We start from the raw sequence: 18,101 nt of genomic DNA on the forward strand, positions 1-18,101 counted from the left end.
TCGGCGATGTCCATGTGGCCGTCGGGGCCGACCGGCGCCGTCTGTGGAAGGCGGGCGCTGGACATCGGCGGGTTGACGGTCGACGGGTTGGCCGTCGACGGGTTGACGATCGGGGGGAAGGACGGTTTGGTGGACGCCGATTCCAGCTCGTCGCGGCGGAAGATCTTGCGGCCCAGCCAGACCAGGGGGTCGTAGCGGCGGTCGACCACGCGCTCCTTCATCGGGATGATCGCGTTGTCGGTGATCTTGATGTGTTCGGGGCAGACCTCGGTGCAGCACTTGGTGATGTTGCAGTAGCCGAGACCCTGGCTGGCCTGGGCGTGCTCCTTGCGGTCCTCGCGATCGTCGAGCGGGTGCATGTCCAGCTCGGCGGCCCGGATGAAGAAGCGCGGGCCGGAGAAGGCCGGCTTGTTCTCGTCGTGGTCGCGGATCACGTGGCAGGTGTTCTGGCAGAGGAAGCACTCGATGCACTTCCGGAACTCCTGGCTGCGCTCCACGTCGACCTGTTGCATCCGGTAGTCGCCGGGGGCGACGCCGGGCGGCGGGGCGAACGCGGGCGTCTCCCGCGCCTTCTCGTAGTTGAAGGAGACGTCGGTGACCAGGTCGCGGATCACCGGGAAGGTCCGGATCGGGGTGATCGTGATGGTCTCGTCCTCGGTGAACGTCGACATCCGGGTCATGCAGCCGAGCCGCGGCATGCCGTTGATCTCCATCGAGCAGGAGCCGCACTTGCCGGCCTTGCAGTTCCACCGGCAGGCCAGATCGGGCGCCTGGGTGGCCTGCAGCCGGTGGATGATGTCGAGGACGACCTCGCCCTCGTTCACCTCGACGTCGAAGTCGCGCAGGTCGCCGCCGGATGCGTCGCCGCGCCAGACACGAAAGTGGCGTTTCACTCTGCCTCCACCTCGGCGAGTTCCTCATCGGTCATGTATTTGGCCAGCTCACTGCGGTCGAACAGGTCGATCAGCTCGGCCCGCATCCGGGGGACCGGCTTGCGTTCCAGGTGCACCTCGCCGGTCTCGTCGAGCGAGCAGACCAGGTTCACGCGCCGCCACTCCGGGCTCATCTTCGGGAAGTCCTCGCGGGTGTGGCCGCCCCGTGACTCCTCCCGCTCCAGCGCCGCCTTGGCCGTGCACTCCGAGACGACCAGCATGTTGCGCAGGTCGAGGGCCAGGTGCCAGCCGGGGTTGTAGAGCCGGCCGCCGTCGGCGCTCACGTTCGCCACCCGGGCCTTCAGCTCCTGGAGGCGCTTGATCGCGTCGGTCAGCTCGCCCGCACGGCGGATGATGCCGACCAGATCGCCCATCACCGCCTGGAGGTCCTGCTGCAACGTGTACGGGTTCTCCCCGCCGGCGCGGGCCAGCGGGGCGAGCGCCACCTCGGCCGCGGCGGCCACGTCGATCTTCGCGGGCTTCGGGCGTACGCCGAGCGTGTCCACATAGGCGGCGGCGTGCTCACCCGCCCGCTTGCCGAAGACCAGCAGGTCGGAGAGCGAGTTGCCGCCCAGCCGGTTGGACCCGTGCATGCCGCCGGACACCTCGCCGGCCGCGAACAGCCCCTGGACCGTGCCGAAGGCCGCGCCGGTGTCCGGATCGACCTCGACCCCGCCCATCACGTAGTGACAGGTCGGCCCGACCTCCATCGGCTCCTTGGTGATGTCGACGTCGGCCAGCTCCTTGAACTGGTGGTGCATCGACGGGAGCCGCTTGATGATCTGCTCGGCCGGCAGCCGGGTGGACACGTCCAGGAAGACGCCGCCGGCCGGGCTGCCCCGGCCCGCCTTGACCTCGCTGTTGATGGCCCGGGCCACCTCGTCGCGGGGCAGCAGCTCGGGTGGGCGGCGGTTGTTGTCGGGGTCGTCGTACCAGCGGTCGCCCTCCTCCTCGGTCTCCGCGTACTGCTTGCGGAAGACGTCGGGGACGTAGTCGAACATGAACCGCTTGCCGTCGGAGTTGCGCAGCACCCCGCCGTCGCCGCGGACCGACTCGGTGACCAGGATGCCCTTCACGCTGGGCGGCCAGACCATGCCGGTCGGGTGGAACTGCAGGAACTCCATGTTGATCAGCGTCGCCCCGGAGCGCAGGGCCAGCGCGTGGCCGTCGCCCGTGTACTCCCAGGAGTTCGACGTGACCTTGTAGCTGCGGCCCACCCCGCCGGTGGCCAGCACCACGGCCGGCGTCTCGAAGAGCAGGAACTCGCCGGACTCGCGGTAGTAGCCGAACGCACCGGCCACCCGGTCGCCGTCCAGCATCAGCTCGGTGATCGTGGTCTCCTGGAAGACCCGGATGCGGGACTCGTAGCTGCCGGTCTCGGCGAAGTCCTCCTGCTGGAGCGAGACGATTTTCTGTTGCAGGGTGCGGATCAGCTCCAGGCCGGTGCGGTCGCCGACGTGGGCGAGGCGCGGGTACTCGTGGCCGCCGAAGTTCCGCTGGGAGATCTTTCCGTCTTTCGTGCGGTCGAAGAGCGCGCCGTACGTCTCCAGCTCCCAGATCCGCTCCGGGGCCTCCTTGGCGTGCAGCTCGGCCATCCGGAAGTTGTTCAGGAACTTGCCGCCGCGCATGGTGTCGCGGAAGTGGACCATCCAGTTGTCGTTCGAGTTGACGTTGCCCATCGCGGCGGCGGCGCCACCCTCGGCCATCACCGTGTGGGCCTTGCCGAACAGCGACTTCGAGATGATCGCGGTGCGTTTCCCGGCGAGCCGGGCCTCGATCGCCGCGCGGAGTCCGGCACCACCGGCGCCGATCACGACGACGTCGTACAGGTGTCGTTCGATCGTGCTGCTCATCGCTTCGCCTCCGCTGCGCTCCGGCTGCGCGACGATTCGCTCGCAAGCTCGCTCATTGGGGGGCCCTTCAGTTGATGATGCGCAGGTCGGAGAACCACTCGGCGGCGAGACCCATGATGTAGAAGTCGGTCAGCGCCAGGGTGCCGAGCGTGATCCAGGCCAGCTGCATGTGCCGGGTGTTGAGCTTGGAGACGAAGGTCCAGAAGCGGTAGCGCACCGGATGCTTCGAGAAGTGCTTGAGCCGGCCGCCGGCGATGTGCCGGCAGGAGTGGCAGGACAATGTGTACGCCCACAGCATGATCACGTTGACCCAGAGGATGACGTTGCCCAGCCCGAGCCCGGTGCTCTGCGCCAGGACCGCGTCCCACGTGTTGATCACCGAGATGACCATGGCGGCGTAGAACGCGTACCGATGCGCGTTCTGGAAGATCAGCGGGAACCGGGTCTCACCGGAGTAGCTCTTGTGCCCGTCCGGCACGGCGCAGGCCGGCGGCGACAACCAGAACGCCCGGTAGTAGGCCTTCCGGTAGTAGTAGCAGGTCAACCGGAAGAGCAGCAGGAACGGCAGAGTGAACGCCGCCTCCGGGATGAGGAAGAAGTTCGGCAGCGGGGTGCCGAACATCGCCGCGTCACCGCACCGGTCGGTCAGACACGGTGAGTAGAAAGGTGTGAGGTAGTGGAACTCCTCCACCCAGAACCACTTGTGCATGAAAACCCGGACGGTCGCGTAGGTGACCCACGCCCCGAGTCCGATAAAGGTCACCAGCGGCGCGAGCCACCACCGGTCGGTGCGCAGGGTGCGCGCGGAGATCGCCGCGCGTTCCTCGCCGCCGCCCGGCCGCGTTGCCGTCGTCGTCATTCCATCTCCCTGGACAGTGCCGTGTGCAGGGTCGCGGGGCGACGGTGGACGGACACAGTGGTGCCCCACTCCGCCGTCGCTCCGTGACGGTGATGTGGGGCACACGTTACGCCCAAGGTCCGACATCTTGTGCGGGGCGGGTCACAAAAGCGCCATCCCGGATCGCAGAGATCGGAACCGATAAGTTAATGGATCTATCCGGAGGCGTTCCCCGTCACGTTCCACGTCGCCAGGTGCAGGGCGGGAGCGCCGTACCGGGACCGGCCCCACCGCTCCGGCAACAGCACCGTCGACGGGCCGATCCCCAGCACCCGGCCCGGGGCCAGCGCCTGCGGGTAGGACTGGGTGAAACGAAGATTGCTCACCGGCGCGGTCACCTCACCGTCCTCAACGAGCCAGACGCCGTTACGGGTCAGCCCGGTGATCACGAGAGTCTTGGGGTCGAGGACCCGCGTATACCAAAGATCGGTCACCAGCAGGCCCCGGCGCATCCGCGCGACCAGCGGCCGGGCCGAATCGGCGATCAGCGCAGGGCCGCCGGCCGACGGGCCGTGACCGGAAAGGGGCTCCGCCTCCAGACGGAGGTGCGTGGCGTGCGGCCCCCACGAGCGGGACGCCGGCGACGCGTGCCCGGTCGACTCGGCGCCCGCCCGCGCGGCCGAGGTGCGGTCATGGGTCACCGCCGTGGTCACCCCGTCGCGCACCAGCACCAGCGCGCGCCGGGGCGTGCCCTCGTCGTCGAACGGCAGGTCGGCGGCCGGCTCCTCGCGGCCGCCGAGCGGCTCGTCCACGATGGTCACCGACGGGTCGAACTGCTCCTTGCCCAGCTCGGCGAAGCTCTGCTGCTGGTGGTGCGCCCTGCCGTCGAAGCCGAAGACCGCGAGGTTCTCCAGCAGGTCGGAGACCGCGTCCGGTTCGAGGACCACTTCGTACTCGCCCGGGGGCAGCTCGACCGGGTTGCGGGCGGCGCGGGCCTTGGCGGCGGCGCGGGCGCCGAGCACCGCGCCGTCCAGGTCGGCGAGCCGGGCGGAGGCCAGCCGGGCCACCCCGTCCGCGCCGTCCGCGCGGGCGATGCCGTCCATCGCGGCCTCCGCGGTCCGCCCCTCGAGGGCCTGCCCTGCGGTGTTGGCGAAGGCGGCCGACACGGACAGTGTCCGGCAGTAGCCGGCCGTCTCCAGGCCGCCGGCCGCGTCGACGAAGTCGCGGACCCGGCCGGCGCGCTCGGCCGGATCGGCCCGGGCGGTCGCCTCGTCGAAACCGAAGGGGAAGCCGGACCACTCGTCCGAGCCGGGGTGGCCGGGCGACAGCCACAGCGGGGCCGGCGGGGCGAGGCCCGGCCAGGACCGGTCGGCCGGGCTCACCCGGGCCGCCGCGAGGGTCCGCTCGACCAGGGCGCGCAGCCCGTCGGCGCTGGTCAGAGTGGTGGAGCCGCCGGCTGTCCGCCCGTCGGTGTGCAGGCGCAGCCGGACCCCGGTGGTGGCCGAGGCCACGTTCTGATGGATCGCCGAGTTGGCGAACCGGGTCAGCGCCTCGGCCTCGTGCCGCACGTTGACCTCGGCCTCGCAGCCGCGCCCGGCCACCTCCCGGACCAGCTCGATGATCCGGGCGGCGAGCTCCAGCCCGTCGCCGGGGGAGAAGTCGAAGTCGCTCATGCGCGCACCCCCACCCGGACGTTCGTGAACCGGGCCGGCGCCGCCGGATGCCCGGTGTGGCCGATCTGGCCGGGCTGCCCCTTGCCGCAGTTGGGCGTGCCCCAGGCGACGGTCTCGCTGGAGAGCATGTCCATCGACTGCCAGAACCGGGGGCCGATCCCGGTGTAGGTCGGATTGCGCAGCATCCGCCCCAGCCTCCCGTTCTTGATCTCGTAGCCGATCTCGCACCCGAACTGGAAGTTCAGCCGCCGGTCGTCGATCGACCAGGAGCGGTTGACGTCCATGAACACGCCGTCGCCGGTGGCCGCGATGATCTCGTCGAGGGTGTGCGGACCGGGCTCCAGCCCGACATTCGTCATCCGCACCATGGGCAGCCGGGACCAACCGTCGGAGCGGACGCTGCCCGCGTAGTCCAGCCCGGCGACCGCCGCCGAATCCCGCCCGGCCAGCACACCCACCCAGACGCCGTCGCGAACCGCGTGCCGCTTGGCGGCCGGGGTGCCCTCGTCGTCGAAGCCGAAACTGCCCAGCGCGCCGGGGAAGGTGGGGTCGATCGTGATGTTCATCAGCTCGGAGCCGTAGCGCAGCGAGCCGAGCCGGCTCAGATCCAGCCAGCTGGTGCCGGCGAAGGCCGCCTCCCAGCCGAGGATCCGGTCGAGCTCGATGGCGTGCCCCACCGACTCGTGGATCTGCAGGGCCAGTTGCTCGCCGCCGAGCACCAGGGTGGTCTCGCCGGACGGGCAGAGCGGTGCGGTCAGCAGCGCCCGCGCCTCCTCGGCCATCCGGGGCGCGTTGCCGACCAGGTCGAGCTCCTCGACCAGCTCCCACCCGCGGGTGCCGAACTGGCCGCGGTGCGACGGCCAGGACCGCCGCTGCACCTCGCCGTCACCGATCGCGATCGCCGTGACGCCCGCGCCGCACTCCCGGATGTGCTGGTCGATGCGGTGGCCCTCGCTGGAGACGAACCACTTGCGGGTGTCCCAGATCGCGTAGTTGGCCTCGGCCACGTCGGCGCCCGCCGCCTTCGCCGCGGCGGTGGCCCGGACCAGCAGGTCACCCTTGTCGGACAGCGGGACGCCGAGCGGGTCGATCACGCAGTCGGCGGCCCAGCTCGCCGTGACCGGCTGAGCCGGCGTCAGCTCGGCGGCCGGCCCGCGGACCAGGGCGCTGGCCGCGGCGATCCGCGCGGCGCGCTCGCCGGCCGCGCGGGCGGAGGGCCCGGACAGATCCGGAACGGCGTAGAAACCCCAGCTCGACCCGACCAGAGCGCGGACGCCCAGGCCGGCGCTCTCGTCGAAGCTCAGATCCTCCACATCGCCGTCACGTGCCGACATGGCCTCGGTCCGCCGCACCATGACGCGTGCGTCGGCATATCGGGCGCCGGCGTCGAGTGCGGCCTGAACCGCCGCACCCGCCTCATCGAAGTGGCTCATGAACCCGACCCTATGTGCCGGGTGCGACACTTTCAGTGGTCCAGCAGGAAGGCGCGCTCCTCGTCGAAACCGGCGTCCGGGACCGACCGGAAGCCGGGCAGCTCCGCGCCGACCAGCAGCACGTCCGGGGAGCCGCCGCTCAGGGCGTGCTGGGCGTAGACCTCGGCGGAGTCGGACCGGTCGCCCAGGTAGCGCTCGGCCACCGGGACCGGCAGGTCGGCCCAGTCGGTGACCGGCTCCCGGGCCACCGCGCGGTGGAACAGCTCGGGGCGGCGCAGCACGGCCAGCGCGGCCAGCCAGCCGCCCAGCCCGTGCCCGCGCACCGCGACCCGGCTCAGGTCCAGGTCCGGGTGCTTGCCGTGCAGCGCGCGCAGGCCGTCGGCCTGGTCGGCGAGGATCACCTCGGCGAGCCGGCGATGCACCGCCTTCTCGAAACTGGGCGCCACCCCCGGCGTACCCCGGGAATCGATGCTGACGACGGCGAAGCCGGAGTCGGCCCAGCGCCGGCGCTCCTGCCAGGCCGCGCGGTCCGCGACCACCTGCTGATGCCCGGGCCCCTCGCCCAGGGTGACCAGGACCGGAAGCCGGGTCCCGGCCACGAAGCCGGTGGGATACAGCACGGCGGCCGGCAACCGCCGGTCGGTGACCCGCTCCAGAGCCGGATCCGGGCGGTACGGCAGGTGCGGCCCCGGCGTGCGCAAATTCGCCACCCGCCGGTCCCCGCGCCACACCTGTGCCCCGACGACCAGCACGTCCCCGCCCACGGTGACCCGGTCCGCGCCGCCCAGCACGGCCACCCGGCTCACCTCCGGCCCCCCGCTGCCCAGCGACGTGCGGACCCGGAACACCTCCCGGACCGCCGGATCCCCGAGGCTGCCCTCGACGATCAGGTCCGGCGCCCCGGCCGGCCCGCCGTCGTGCGGCAGCGTCCCGGCGACCCGCCGCACGTAGAGCCCGGGCGGGGTGAGCAGGCTGCCGTCGGCGAACAGGCAGCGGGCGTCGAAGCCGTCGTGGGCCAGTTCGCCGCCGACCAGCACCCGGCCGTCCGGCAGGTGGCGCGGGGTGCCCGGGATGGGTTCCACCCAGCGGGCGTCGGCCAGTTCCGCGTGCACCTGGGTCTCCCCGGTGCGCGGGTCGATCGAGAGGATCAGTCCGTGCTGCTGCGTCCGGCGCAGCACGGTGATCAGCGGGCCGCCGCCGAACCAGCGCACCTGGGCCAGGTACGGGTAGGTCTCCCGGTCCCAGTGCACGTCCACCCACCCGTAGTCCAGGTCGAGCAGGTGCAGGCTGGAGGCCCGGGCACTGCGCACCGCCAGGATCTGGGTCCCGTCCGGCGACCACCACCAGCCCCGGTCCCGCCCGAACTCGGCCGACGCCGGGCCGGGCACACCCCAGGCGATGGTGCCGCCGTGCTCCCGCCACGCGTTGCCCGGCTCACCGGCCAGCAGCCGGTCCCCCTCCGGCCCGGTGACGTGCAGCGACGCCGCGCCGGGGAGGTCGGTGACGTAGCCGATCCGCAGGCCCTGCGGGTCGGGCCGGGCGTCGTGGGCGGGCCCGGCGGTCGGCACCGCGGTGACCGTGCCCCCGATCAGGTCGGCGCGGAACAGCTCACCGTCACGCAGGATCGCGGCGGTACGGGCGTCGCGATCCGCCGCGTACGAGCCGACCGGCCCCTCGACGACCCGGCGTTCCGTCCCGGAGGCCACGTCCAGCAGCCACAACTCGGCGGATCGGAGGAACACGACTCGGGCGCCGTCGGCACCGACGGTCACGGCGTACGGGTACTCCACGTTTCCCAGCATCGCCGATCAAGGGCGACTCGCGCCGGGCAAACCGCGGGCTGGTGAAGCTAGTTCGGCGCTGGTCGCGCGTACAGTATCCGCCGTGACTGACCTTCCAGCCCGCCGTCTGCTGCTGGTGCACGCCCACCCTGACGACGAGGTCATCGGTACCGGCGCGACCATGGCGCACTACGTCTCCGCCGGCGCCCACGTGACCCTGGTGACCTGCACCCTCGGTGAGGAGGGCGAGATCCACGTTCCGGATCTGGCCAGGCTCGGCGCGGCGCACGCGGACCAGTTGGGCGGTTACCGCCTGGTCGAGTGGGAGCGGGCCTGTACCGCGCTCGGCGTCACCGATCACCGGATGCTGGGCGGTCCGGGCCGATACCGTGACTCCGGGATGATGGGCCTGCCGACGAACGAGCACCCCCGCGCGTTCTGGGGCGCCGACCTGGACGAGGCGGCCGCCCACCTGGTCGAGATCATGCGGGAGATCCGCCCGCAGGTCATGATCACCTACGACGAGAACGGCTTCTACGGCCACCCGGACCACATCCAGGCCCACCGGGTCGCGATGCGCGCCGCCGAGCTGGCCGGCCCGGACGGCCCGGAGAAGATCTACTGGACCGCCATGCCGCTGAGCGTGCTGGTCGACGGCATGGAGGCGTTCCGCGGTTCGGAGAGCAACCCGTTCGCCGAGGTGGAGAAGCCCGAGGACCTGCCGTTCGGCACGCCGGACGCGGAGATCGCGGCCCGCATCGACGGCACCGACCACTACGCCAAGAAGACCGCGGCGATGCGCGCCCACGCCACCCAGATCCCGGACAACTCCTGGCTGTACGGGATCGCCGGCGACTTCGGCGGCGAGTTCATGGGCGTGGAGTACTACACGCTGGTCAAGGGCGAGCGCGGCCCCGGATCCGGCCCGCACGGCTGGGAGAGCGACCTCTTCGCCGGCATCGACACGGGCGACCGATGATCTCCACCGCGACCAGGGCCGCCGGGATCACCGTGGTGCTCGTCGCCACGGTGGTCACCGCGTTCCTCGAGATGCAGCTCAGCGCCCTGCGGGTGGGTGCGGTCGGCTCGCTGCTGGCCGGCGACTCGCCGTACGAGGGGAGCGGCTTCCCGCTGCCGCTGGCCGTCCCGCTGGCGGTCGGGGCCAACCTCGCGCTCGCCTGGTTCGCCCTCACCACGGTCGGCCGCTGGGCGGTGGCCCTTCCCTGGGCCCTGTGGACGCTGATCATGCTGGCCGCCTCGGGCGTCCGCACCGACGGCGGCGACTACCTGGTCGGCGGGGCGAACTGGGTGTTCCTCGTGACGATGATGGCCGGCAGCCTGACATTTGCCATGTTCTCGTACCGATTGATCCTGAAACCGCCGCCCGTTCCGGCGGCGACTGACAGCGGACTCTCAGGCACCCTCTAGGAATCACCGGGTGCCATCCGCGAAGATGTCCGGCGGAACATTCACACGGTGCGATTCCCCCTGGAGGACGAGATGAGGCAGCAGCGCTGGTTCAGGATCACGGCGCTGGCGCTCGGCCTGTTCGCGATCAACGCGGTGGCCCGGCTGGTGATCCGCTTCGCGTTCGACGGCGACGACTCCGCCCAGGGCAGGGCCACGATCGTCATGTTCACGGTGATCGCGCTGGTCCTCGCGGTTCTCACCTTCGTCCGCTCGCAGCGGGAGAGGCCGTCCGGCTGGCTGCCCGACGTGGCGTTCGGCGCGCTCGGCGGCATGCTCCTGACCGTCCTGGTGGGACCGTTCCTGAGCGGCCACGGCCCGTTCGCCGACGGCGCCGGCGACTTCTTCGCCCAGATCTGGATCTACGGCGCCTGCGCCGTCGCCGGGACACTGCTCGGCTTCTGGATTGCCGTCATGCTGGGCCGCGACTACCGCTCCCGGGCGCTGAAGGCCTTCACCGAGGCCCGCAAGAGCCGCCCCCGCCGGGTCGTCGGCCGTTAAGCCGGCCCTTCCCGGGTCAGATAGGTGTGATGGGTGCTGAACCCGAGCCGCCCGTAGAGCGCCACGGCCGCCGTGTTCCGCTCCTCCACCTGTAGATACGCGCGGGTCGCGCCACGCTGCGCGGCCCACTGCGCCAGCCCGCGCATCACGTGCCGCCCCAGGCCCTGCCGGCGGGCGGCCGGCGCGGTCTGCAGCAGCGACACGCCGAGCCAGCGATCCGGGCCGGTCACCGCACCCCGGGCCACCGCGACCAGGTCACCCTCCGCGTCGCGGATCTGAGCGAAGACCCTTTCCGGTACGCCGTTCAGAATGCGGATCGCGGCCGCCGGAAGAGTGCCCTTGTGCTCCGCGACCATCGCGTACCAGTCGTCACCGGCCGCGTCGGCCAGCTCCACCGGCGGCAGCCCGGCGGCGGCCGGCGTGGCGAGCAGCGGCGCCAGCGACGCGGTCTGCACCAGGGTCAGTGGCCGGCTCGTCCAGCCGCGCTCGTCGAGCGCCGAGTTCACCGGCGCGGCGAGCGGCATGGGCGCGTTGATCAGGGGCTGCTGGCCGTGGTCCTGGTACCACTTCACCACCGCGTCGATGGCCGCCTCCAGTGGGCGGTCCGGGTCGCCGACCGGGAGCGCCGAGTTGGCCCGGCCGGTCCAGTTGTCCGCGGCCCGCAGGATCCAGTCGCCCAGCCGGGACCGGACCGGAGCGGGCCACGCCTCGTCGGCGGCCGTCTCCAGGGCGATCACCGCGGCCGCGTGCGGACGGCGGGCCGGTGGCACCCGCTTGGCCCGGTGGACCTCGCGCAGCGGCACCCGGAGCGTGCCCTTGTCAGTCGCCAGTGTGAGATCGGTCTCGGTGAGGTCGACGAGTTCACCGAGCGCATCCGTGAAGAGCGTGCGGTCCCCGGTTACGCCTACAATTCGCCGTACCACCACCCGGTGTCCCACATCCTGCTGTCGGAGCACGCATTACCTCCTTCGGCAGGAATACTAGGCTCTGCAATTTGTCGTCGGCGGTTCCGCGGCGTGGCTTTGAAGGGAAAGACCAGTGACCTACATCATCGCTGAGCCCTGCCTCGATGTTCTCGACAAGGCATGCATCGAGGAGTGCCCGGTCGACTGCATCTACGAGGGCAACCGGATGCTCTACATCCACCCCGATGAGTGCGTCGACTGCGGGGCCTGCGAGCCGGTCTGCCCGGTCGAGGCGATCTTCTACGAGGACGACGTCCCGGAGCAGTGGAAGGACTACACGAACGCGAACTACGAGTTCTTCGAGGACCTCGGTTCGCCCGGTGGCGCCTCCAAGGTCGGCAAGATCGAGAAGGACGCGACGTTCGTGGCCGCCCAGCCGCCGCGCGGGGACGCACACTGAGCGCCCTCTCGTCGGCTCTGCCGGACTTCCCCTGGGACCTGCTGGAGCCGGCCAAGACCCTCGCGGCCGCCCACCCGGACGGCATCGTGGACCTGTCGGTCGGCACCCCCGTCGACCCGGTCCCGCCGGCCGTCCAGGAGGCGCTGTCCGCCGCCTCGGACTCGCCCGGCTACCCGCTGACCGCGGGCACGCCGGCGTTGCGCGCCGCCATCGCGGGCTGGCTGGCCCGCGCGTGCGGCACGACCGGTGAGCCGGGTGTGCTGCCCACGATCGGCTCCAAGGAGCTGGTCGCCTGGCTGCCCACCCTGCTCGGGGTCCGCCCCGGCGACGTGGTGGTCATCCCGAGCGTCTGCTACCCGACGTACGAGGTGGGCGCCCGGCTGGCCGGCGCCGAGGTGATCCGGTCCGACTCGCTCACCGCGATCGGCCCGGACCGGCGGGTCAAGCTGATCTGGATCAACTCGCCGTCCAACCCGACCGGCCGGGTGCTCCCCGTCGCGCACCTGCGCAAGGTGGTCGACTGGGCCCGCGAGCGCGGGGTCACCGTGGTCAGCGACGAGTGCTACCTGTCGCTGGGCTGGGAGACCACCCCGGTCTCGGTGCTCGCCGACGAGGTGACCGGCGGCGACCACACCGGTGTGCTGGCCGTGCACTCGCTCTCCAAGCGCTCCAACCTGGCCGGCTACCGCGCCGGATTCGTCGGCGGCGACCCGGCGCTGGTCGCCGAGCTGCTGGCGGTGCGCAAACACGCCGGCATGATCGTCCCGGCGCCGGTGCAGGCGGCCATGATCGCGGCGCTGACCGACGAGACGCACGTCGCCGACCAGCGTGCCCGCTACGCGGCCCGCCGCGACACCCTGCGGACCGCCCTCACCAAGGCCGGCTTCGAGATCAGCCACTCGGAGGCGGGCCTCTACCTGTGGGCGACCCGCGACGAGGACTGCTGGGCGACCGTGGACCGGCTCGCCCGGCGCGGCATCCTCGCCGCGCCCGGCGCCTTCTACGGCCCGGCGGCCGCACGCCACGTGCGGATCGCCATGACCGCGACCGACGAGCGGGTGGCGGCCGCGGCCGACCGCCTCGCGGAGCCGTTCACCGACTGAGAGGGGCGCCCCGCCGTGGAGAAGACGATCGTCACCGTCCACGGCGAGGCGCGCCGTGAGGTCCCACCGGAGCAGGCCGTCTTCACCGTGACGGTCTCCGCGGTGGACCGGGACAAGGCCGCCCTGGTCGCCCGCATCAACCAGCGGGCGACCGAGGCGTCGGCCCTCCTCGACCGGTACGCCCAGGCCGTCGAGCGCCGGGAGACCACCGGCCTGCAGATGCATCCGGAGTACAACCGGCGTGGCCGGCGCGCCGAGGCGTACCAGGGATCGATCGCCACGACCGTGACCGTCACCGACTTCGAGCCCCTCGGCGAGCTGCTCTACCAGCTCGCCGGCGCGGAGCTGATCTCCATCTCCGGCCCCTGGTGGCAACTGCGCCCGGGCAGCCGGGCCGGCGCCGACGTGCGCCGGGAGGCGGTCGCCGACGCCCTGACCCGCGCTAGGGAGTACGCCACGGCGGTCGGTTCCGAGCTGGACCGGATCCTCGAGATCGCCGACGCCGACACGGCCGGCGGGCACCCGATGATGCGGGCCGCCGCCTTCGCGGGCGGCGCCGCCGAGGACACCGGCGGCTTCGATCTGTCGCCCGAGCGGCAGACCGTCGAGGCGCGGGTGCTGCTGCGGGTCACCATCACCGAGCCGACCCTGCCGCCGGCCTGATCCGCCACTTCCGGCAACGCGCGCTGACCCTGCCGTCTCCCTAGGGACGTACGGCCTGGGCACGCACCGGAACGGTGAAGGTGGCCCCACGGCAGGCCGCCGGAGCGTCCGCCCGCATGGCCAGCGCCCCGTTCACCGGGAACGCCCCGATCGTGTTCCGTGGCACCTCCCACGACACCGCGAAACTCTGCCGGGTGATCTCCACCGGCGGATCGACGCAGCCCGCCTCCCGGTGCGCGTAGTCGACCATCACCCGGCCCGCCCCGGCCGTGATCGACGTGATGCGCACCGGAACCGCGTACTGATTCGTCACCGTGACCGTCAGATCCCCGGTCTCGCCCGGCAGCAGCGGCCGGCTGTTGTCCGAGGACCCGGTCAGCGCAATCTCCACACTGGTCGCGGCCGGCGGCAGCGGTTCGGTGTCCGGCCCCCGGAACCGCCAGTACGCCCAGGCCGCCCCGGCGTTGGCGAGCACCGCGGCGACCGCCGCGGCGGTGAGGATGGTGCGGGCCCGCCGATCGAACCGGCGCCGCCGCCCCGGCTGCCGCACCTCCCAGGTGGGTTCCTCATGATCGGCCGTGTCGAGCTCCAGGTGGGAACCCTCGGGAAAACCGGACAGGACGTCGCGCCGATTCACGAAACAACCTCGGTGGTGACAGCCGCGCGGGGATCGCTCAGGTCGGACATGCGGCTCGTCCTCCTCGAAGGCCGGTGGGAATGATGCCGGGTTCGGCGCTCATACAACGTTCCCCGATAGAGATGTCCGATGTGATCGGTTTTCCGTCCGCCGTTCTGGCGCATAAATCGGACAGGTCTGCCCATCCGGTTTACCCCTGCGGGGTGAGGGAATCGGGCCGCGCCACTGCCCCCGCGACCCCGGACCCGGCCGCCGCCAGCCGGTCGATCCAGCTCCGGCGCGCGTCACCCGCCCGCCGCGGAGACCACTTCACGCCCCCCGGGCTCACCGCGGATCCGCGCCGCACCCGGCCGCTTCCCGCGCTCACTGCGGCTTCGTGCCGCCTGACCCGGCCTTCCCCGGATTCGCTGCGGGCGAGTTCGCGCCGCCCGCCCCGGCCTTTCCCGGCGTCAACGGTGAAGGCGAGGTTGGCGCGGATGGCGACGCCGAGGTCTCCGGGGCGGGCCCGCTGGGGCTCGCGGTCGGTTCCACAGTCTTTCCGGCCTCGGTCCTGCCGGTCCTGTCCTCTCCCGCTTGGCCGGTCTCGGACGTCGCGGACGGCGTGGGCGATCCCGCCGCGAGACTCGCGGCGCCCGGTCCGCCCGGCCGGATGACCAGGTCGCTGATCGGGCTGGCCGGCCCGGTCCAGTGGTCCCCGGCGATCGCGGCCACCGTGTAGGTCACCGCCCGTCCCACCTCGGCCTCGTCATCGATGCACGTCAGCTTGGTGGCCGGACCCCGGCACACCGCAAGCCGGTCGTCACCGTCATGCCGGAACACGACATACCCGCCGACCGCCTGCCCCGACCCGAGCCGCACGGCCTCCCAGCCGATTTCCGGTACCCCATCGACCAACGCCGCATCCGGCTTCTTCACCGTGGGTAGCGTGTCTCCCCTGAGAGTGGCCTGCCCCTCGGTGGTGCCGACCGCCCAGGTGGCCCAGGCGCTGAGCCCACTGCCGACCGCGATGGCCCCCACGACCGTGCCCGCGACGATCACCGCCGCGCTCCGCCGCCTCACCGTCCCACCCTGTCGGCCGTAGCGGTGAAGGTCAGGCGGAACGTCGCCTTCTGGCAGGCGTCGGCCACGGTGTTCGGCATCCTCACCTCGAACTTCCCGGCAGCCTTCCGTCCATGAGCCGGAACGGTCAGTGGCAGGCTGCCCAGATAGGACCCGACCGCCAGATTGGTCGCAGTCGGCTTGCAGTGCCGCCTGGAACTCCCGGCGACCCGCGCCTCGACGTGTCGCACCGCGATCCGAAACGGGTACGGATTCGTCACCGTCACCCGTGTGCGCCGGACAGCGCCCGGATGCAGGCCCTCCATCGAAGTGCCATTCACCGAGAACACATAGATTCCACGGTCGGCCACTCCGATCGTGGAAGCATCGGAACGCGAACCGGCCGCGGCCCAGACACAGGCCACGGCCGCTCCAGCAGCCATCAGCCGACGGACGGGCCGCCGGCTGATCAGGTCAACTCGCATCGCTTCTCCCGCTCGCGGCCAGCGGAACGGTGAAGGTCGCGCCCTGGCACGCGGAGTCCGAGGCGTTCGTCATCGTGACCGCGTTCGAGATGAAGAAGCTCTTCTCCGTGTTGGCGCCGATCCGCCACGTGACCGAGTAGAAGGCCTTGGTGAGCGAGACGCCGGTGGTCAGGCAGCCCGCGTTCCGGTGCGCCGCGTCCACGGTCACCGGAGCCGAGCCGGGCCGGACGGTGTTGACGAGCACCGGGAACGGGTTGTCGTTGTGCACGGTCACCTCGATGGTCACCTTGGCCCCCGGGTACAGCGGTTTCGCCGGGCTCGGATGTGCGACGAGCCGGAGGTCCGCGCTGATCTGGGCCGCCGAGGCCCCGGTCTGGGCTCCGGTGATTCGCCAGACCGCCCAGGCCGCGCCACCCGTGGTCGCCACGACGGCGGCGACGGCCGCCGCGAGGAGGGGCCGGGTGCGCCGCGATGTTGTGAGCACGATGCCTTCCTGTCTTCGGTCCGGATGGTGCGGAAACGCCTGAGGGGCGTCGCGTCCGACGCCCCTCAGACCGGATGACTACGACGCGTTGCTCGTGGCGTCGAGTGCGACATCGAAGTCGAAGCCGACGCCCTGGCAGCCGTTGGCGGCGTCGGCGATCATCCCGATCGCGTCCTCGTACTTGATCGTCTGAGGGCCGCTGTTCGCGGGGAGGGTCAGCGTGCTGGTCGTGGTCGCACCAGCGAGTTCCACGACGTTGGTGGAGGCACAGGCCGCCGCGTTCTTGCTGGCGATCTGCTCGATGGCGAAACCCGTGATCAGGACCGGGAACGGGTTGGGGTTCGAGACGCTGAAGGTGACGTCGTGCTTGCTGCCCGGGAAGAAGGTGGTGGGGTCCAGCACGATGCTCGCGTCCGTGACGTCCAACTCCACGACCTGACCGGCGGCGGCCGAGGACTCACCCACGCCGGTGAGGCTCCAGGCGGCCCAGGCCGCGCCTCCGCTGACGGCGACGACGCCGGCGGTGATCAGGGCAACGGAGCGCTTGGTGTACTTGGGCATGGGGAGTTCCTCCTGGAACGGGGTAAGCGAGCGCCACACCCCGGACGAAGTCATGAGCGACCGATTCCGGGTGTACGTCGTTGATTGGGATGTCACCGGGCCCACAAGGCCACCCGGCGCTGCGACAAAGATGGCTGACCCGTTCCCGCCCGGCGATCGTCCGTACCGTCCGCCTGTTGCATGCGGGACGGCGGCGGACGCGATCCGTCTCGGTTACCCCGCAGGCGTGACGGCGTTCACCGCACCGGCCACAGCGGACCGCCATAGAGATCCACGAAACCCGCGTCCGCCTGGGACCATGGCCGCGAGCAGACGTTCGGTGCGGAGGCAAGCCCGAACCGGGTTCGGATCGTCCGTCGGCCCTCGGCGGCCCCGGAACGAAGCTTGAAACGTGAAGTTTCGGGCCGGATCCACGCGCTTTCCGGAAAGGGATTTCCCGATCCGGAACCCGAACGGGTCACCCGCCGGCGGAGCCATTCCCCTGAAAGAGGCTTGCGACCTATGCCTCTGTCGGGCGCTCGGCCCGGACCAGGAACCGGTGCGCCCGCACCACGAATTCGCCCCGGGTCCGGATGAGGGCCGACAAACGGGCGAGCTCCCGCTCGTACCGATGTGGGGTGAAGTCGCGGATCTGCCAGGGCACCGTGCGCAGATGATGGACCACCGCGACGATGTCCCGGAAGGTGAGGAGCGGATGCTCCTCCCGCACCTCGGTGACCCGCAGCCCGGCCGACTGGAGCGCGGCCACCGCCACCTCGGCGTCCCACCGCCGCGGATGCGGGGGCGGGGCGCCGAGGGCGACGTTGAGATCGGCCAGGTCGGCGCTACCCACCTGCTGGGTGAGCAGCACGCCGCCGGGCTTGAGCAGCCGGGCGATGTCGGCCACGGGCAGCCGCCCGTGCCGGCTCAGCACCAGGTCGAACTCGTTCTCCTCGGACGGCAGCTCGGTCTGGACCTCGACCCCGAACGGGGTGAGCCGCTCGCGGGCGGCCGGAGTGTTGCGCGCCCACGTCTCCACCGCGACGGTGTGCGGCGGAAGCGGGGCCAGTTCGGCGAGCAGCTCACCGCCGCCGGTGTCGAGGTCGAGGACGCTCGTGGCGCGGCGCATCAGCGGCCGGACCAGTTCGAGGTACGACCAGGACGGCTCCGACGCCACGGCCAGGCCGTCCAGCCAGGCGAACTCCCACCCGGTCATGGAGGCGCCGGCGGTCGCGGCGTTGAGCTCTTCCTCCTGCCGGTTGCTGCGCACGGACCGAAAGTATCCGCAGACCCCGCTGAACAGCGACT

Annotated in this window: 18 protein-coding genes and 1 pseudogene; 6 read left to right on the forward strand and 13 right to left on the reverse strand. The window is 71.6% G+C overall.

The window, feature by feature from the left end:
* Positions 1-148: 148 nt before the first annotated feature.
* From IEZ13_RS14685 to IEZ13_RS14710, 6 genes and pseudogenes are all read right to left on the reverse strand, one after another.
* Positions 149-893 (reverse strand): annotated as a pseudogene (locus tag IEZ13_RS14685) (succinate dehydrogenase/fumarate reductase iron-sulfur subunit); the annotation flags it as partial.
* Complete coding sequence (locus tag IEZ13_RS14690) at positions 890-2,785, reverse strand: fumarate reductase/succinate dehydrogenase flavoprotein subunit (RefSeq protein WP_183222719.1); 1,896 nt, start codon at positions 2,783-2,785, stop codon at positions 890-892. The gene IEZ13_RS14690 and the pseudogene IEZ13_RS14685, both read right to left, overlap by 4 nt.
* A 67-nt stretch (positions 2,786-2,852) precedes the next feature.
* On the reverse strand, positions 2,853-3,644 hold the full coding sequence (locus IEZ13_RS14695; protein ID WP_183222720.1) for a hypothetical protein: 792 nt from the start codon (positions 3,642-3,644) through the stop codon (positions 2,853-2,855).
* 194 nt (positions 3,645-3,838) lie between these two features.
* Positions 3,839-5,296, reverse strand: coding sequence for a TldD/PmbA family protein (locus tag IEZ13_RS14700; protein WP_183222721.1), 1,458 nt, complete (start codon positions 5,294-5,296; stop codon positions 3,839-3,841).
* Positions 5,293-6,729, reverse strand: a complete 1,437-nt coding sequence (locus tag IEZ13_RS14705) for a TldD/PmbA family protein (RefSeq protein ID WP_183222722.1) — start codon at positions 6,727-6,729, stop codon at positions 5,293-5,295. The genes IEZ13_RS14700 and IEZ13_RS14705 overlap by 4 nt, the downstream gene beginning before the upstream one ends.
* Before the next feature lie 32 nt (positions 6,730-6,761).
* On the reverse strand, positions 6,762-8,519 hold the full coding sequence (locus IEZ13_RS14710) for a S9 family peptidase (RefSeq protein WP_229794688.1): 1,758 nt from the start codon (positions 8,517-8,519) through the stop codon (positions 6,762-6,764).
* A 94-nt stretch (positions 8,520-8,613) separates the two neighbouring features.
* On the opposite strand from IEZ13_RS14710, the gene mshB reads away from it, so the two are divergent.
* The 3 genes from mshB to IEZ13_RS14725 are packed head-to-tail and all read left to right on the forward strand — an operon-like array spanning position 8,614 to position 10,478.
* Entirely contained in the window at positions 8,614-9,489 is an 876-nt protein-coding gene (gene mshB, locus IEZ13_RS14715; RefSeq protein ID WP_229794689.1) for an N-acetyl-1-D-myo-inositol-2-amino-2-deoxy-alpha-D-glucopyranoside deacetylase, read from the forward strand.
* Positions 9,486-9,938, forward strand: coding sequence for a hypothetical protein (locus IEZ13_RS14720; RefSeq protein WP_183222724.1), 453 nt, complete (start codon positions 9,486-9,488; stop codon positions 9,936-9,938). The genes mshB and IEZ13_RS14720 overlap by 4 nt, the downstream gene beginning before the upstream one ends.
* A gap of 48 nt (positions 9,939-9,986) precedes the next feature.
* Positions 9,987-10,478 (forward strand): hypothetical protein, encoded by a 492-nt coding sequence (locus IEZ13_RS14725; RefSeq protein WP_306421516.1) that lies wholly within the window; start codon positions 9,987-9,989, stop codon positions 10,476-10,478.
* Here IEZ13_RS14725 and IEZ13_RS14730 read toward each other — a convergent pair.
* The gene (locus tag IEZ13_RS14730) at positions 10,475-11,434 is read right to left on the reverse strand and encodes a GNAT family N-acetyltransferase (protein ID WP_183222725.1); all 960 of its coding nucleotides are present in this window, start codon (positions 11,432-11,434) and stop codon (positions 10,475-10,477) included. The genes IEZ13_RS14725 and IEZ13_RS14730 overlap by 4 nt on opposite strands.
* Positions 11,435-11,516: 82 nt before the next feature.
* On the opposite strand from IEZ13_RS14730, the gene fdxA reads away from it, so the two are divergent.
* The 3 genes from fdxA to IEZ13_RS14740 are packed head-to-tail and all read left to right on the forward strand — an operon-like array spanning position 11,517 to position 13,609.
* On the forward strand, positions 11,517-11,843 hold the full coding sequence (gene fdxA, locus IEZ13_RS46465) for a ferredoxin (RefSeq protein WP_220142767.1): 327 nt from the start codon (positions 11,517-11,519) through the stop codon (positions 11,841-11,843).
* Positions 11,840-12,946: a succinyldiaminopimelate transaminase gene (gene dapC / locus IEZ13_RS14735; protein ID WP_221245767.1), complete on the forward strand. Its 1,107-nt coding sequence runs from the start codon at positions 11,840-11,842 to the stop codon at positions 12,944-12,946. Before fdxA ends, dapC begins: the two co-directional genes overlap by 4 nt.
* A 15-nt stretch (positions 12,947-12,961) precedes the next feature.
* Entirely contained in the window at positions 12,962-13,609 is a 648-nt protein-coding gene (locus IEZ13_RS14740) for an SIMPL domain-containing protein (RefSeq protein ID WP_183222727.1), read from the forward strand.
* Between the two features lie 40 nt (positions 13,610-13,649).
* Here IEZ13_RS14740 and IEZ13_RS14745 read toward each other — a convergent pair whose 3' ends face one another.
* The 6 genes from IEZ13_RS14745 to IEZ13_RS14770 form a co-directional block, all read right to left on the reverse strand.
* The gene (locus tag IEZ13_RS14745; RefSeq protein WP_183222728.1) at positions 13,650-14,246 is read right to left on the reverse strand and encodes a hypothetical protein; all 597 of its coding nucleotides are present in this window, start codon (positions 14,244-14,246) and stop codon (positions 13,650-13,652) included.
* 363 nt (positions 14,247-14,609) lie between these two features.
* Positions 14,610-15,305 carry a hypothetical protein gene (locus IEZ13_RS14750; RefSeq protein ID WP_183222729.1) on the reverse strand — a complete coding sequence of 232 codons (696 nt, stop codon included), beginning with the start codon at positions 15,303-15,305 and terminating at the stop codon, positions 14,610-14,612.
* Complete coding sequence (locus IEZ13_RS14755; protein ID WP_183222730.1) at positions 15,302-15,769, reverse strand: hypothetical protein; 468 nt, start codon at positions 15,767-15,769, stop codon at positions 15,302-15,304. The genes IEZ13_RS14750 and IEZ13_RS14755 overlap by 4 nt, the downstream gene beginning before the upstream one ends.
* The gene (locus IEZ13_RS14760) at positions 15,759-16,253 is read right to left on the reverse strand and encodes a hypothetical protein (RefSeq protein WP_183222731.1); all 495 of its coding nucleotides are present in this window, start codon (positions 16,251-16,253) and stop codon (positions 15,759-15,761) included. The genes IEZ13_RS14755 and IEZ13_RS14760 overlap by 11 nt, the downstream gene beginning before the upstream one ends.
* 78 nt (positions 16,254-16,331) lie before the next feature.
* Positions 16,332-16,814, reverse strand: coding sequence for a hypothetical protein (locus tag IEZ13_RS14765; protein ID WP_183222732.1), 483 nt, complete (start codon positions 16,812-16,814; stop codon positions 16,332-16,334).
* A 499-nt stretch (positions 16,815-17,313) separates the two neighbouring features.
* Positions 17,314-18,063: a class I SAM-dependent methyltransferase gene (locus tag IEZ13_RS14770; protein ID WP_229794690.1), complete on the reverse strand. Its 750-nt coding sequence runs from the start codon at positions 18,061-18,063 to the stop codon at positions 17,314-17,316.
* Positions 18,064-18,101 lie beyond the last annotated feature (38 nt).

Source organism: Actinoplanes campanulatus (assembly GCF_014647795.1).
GTDB classification, from domain to species: domain Bacteria; phylum Actinomycetota; class Actinomycetes; order Mycobacteriales; family Micromonosporaceae; genus Actinoplanes; species Actinoplanes campanulatus.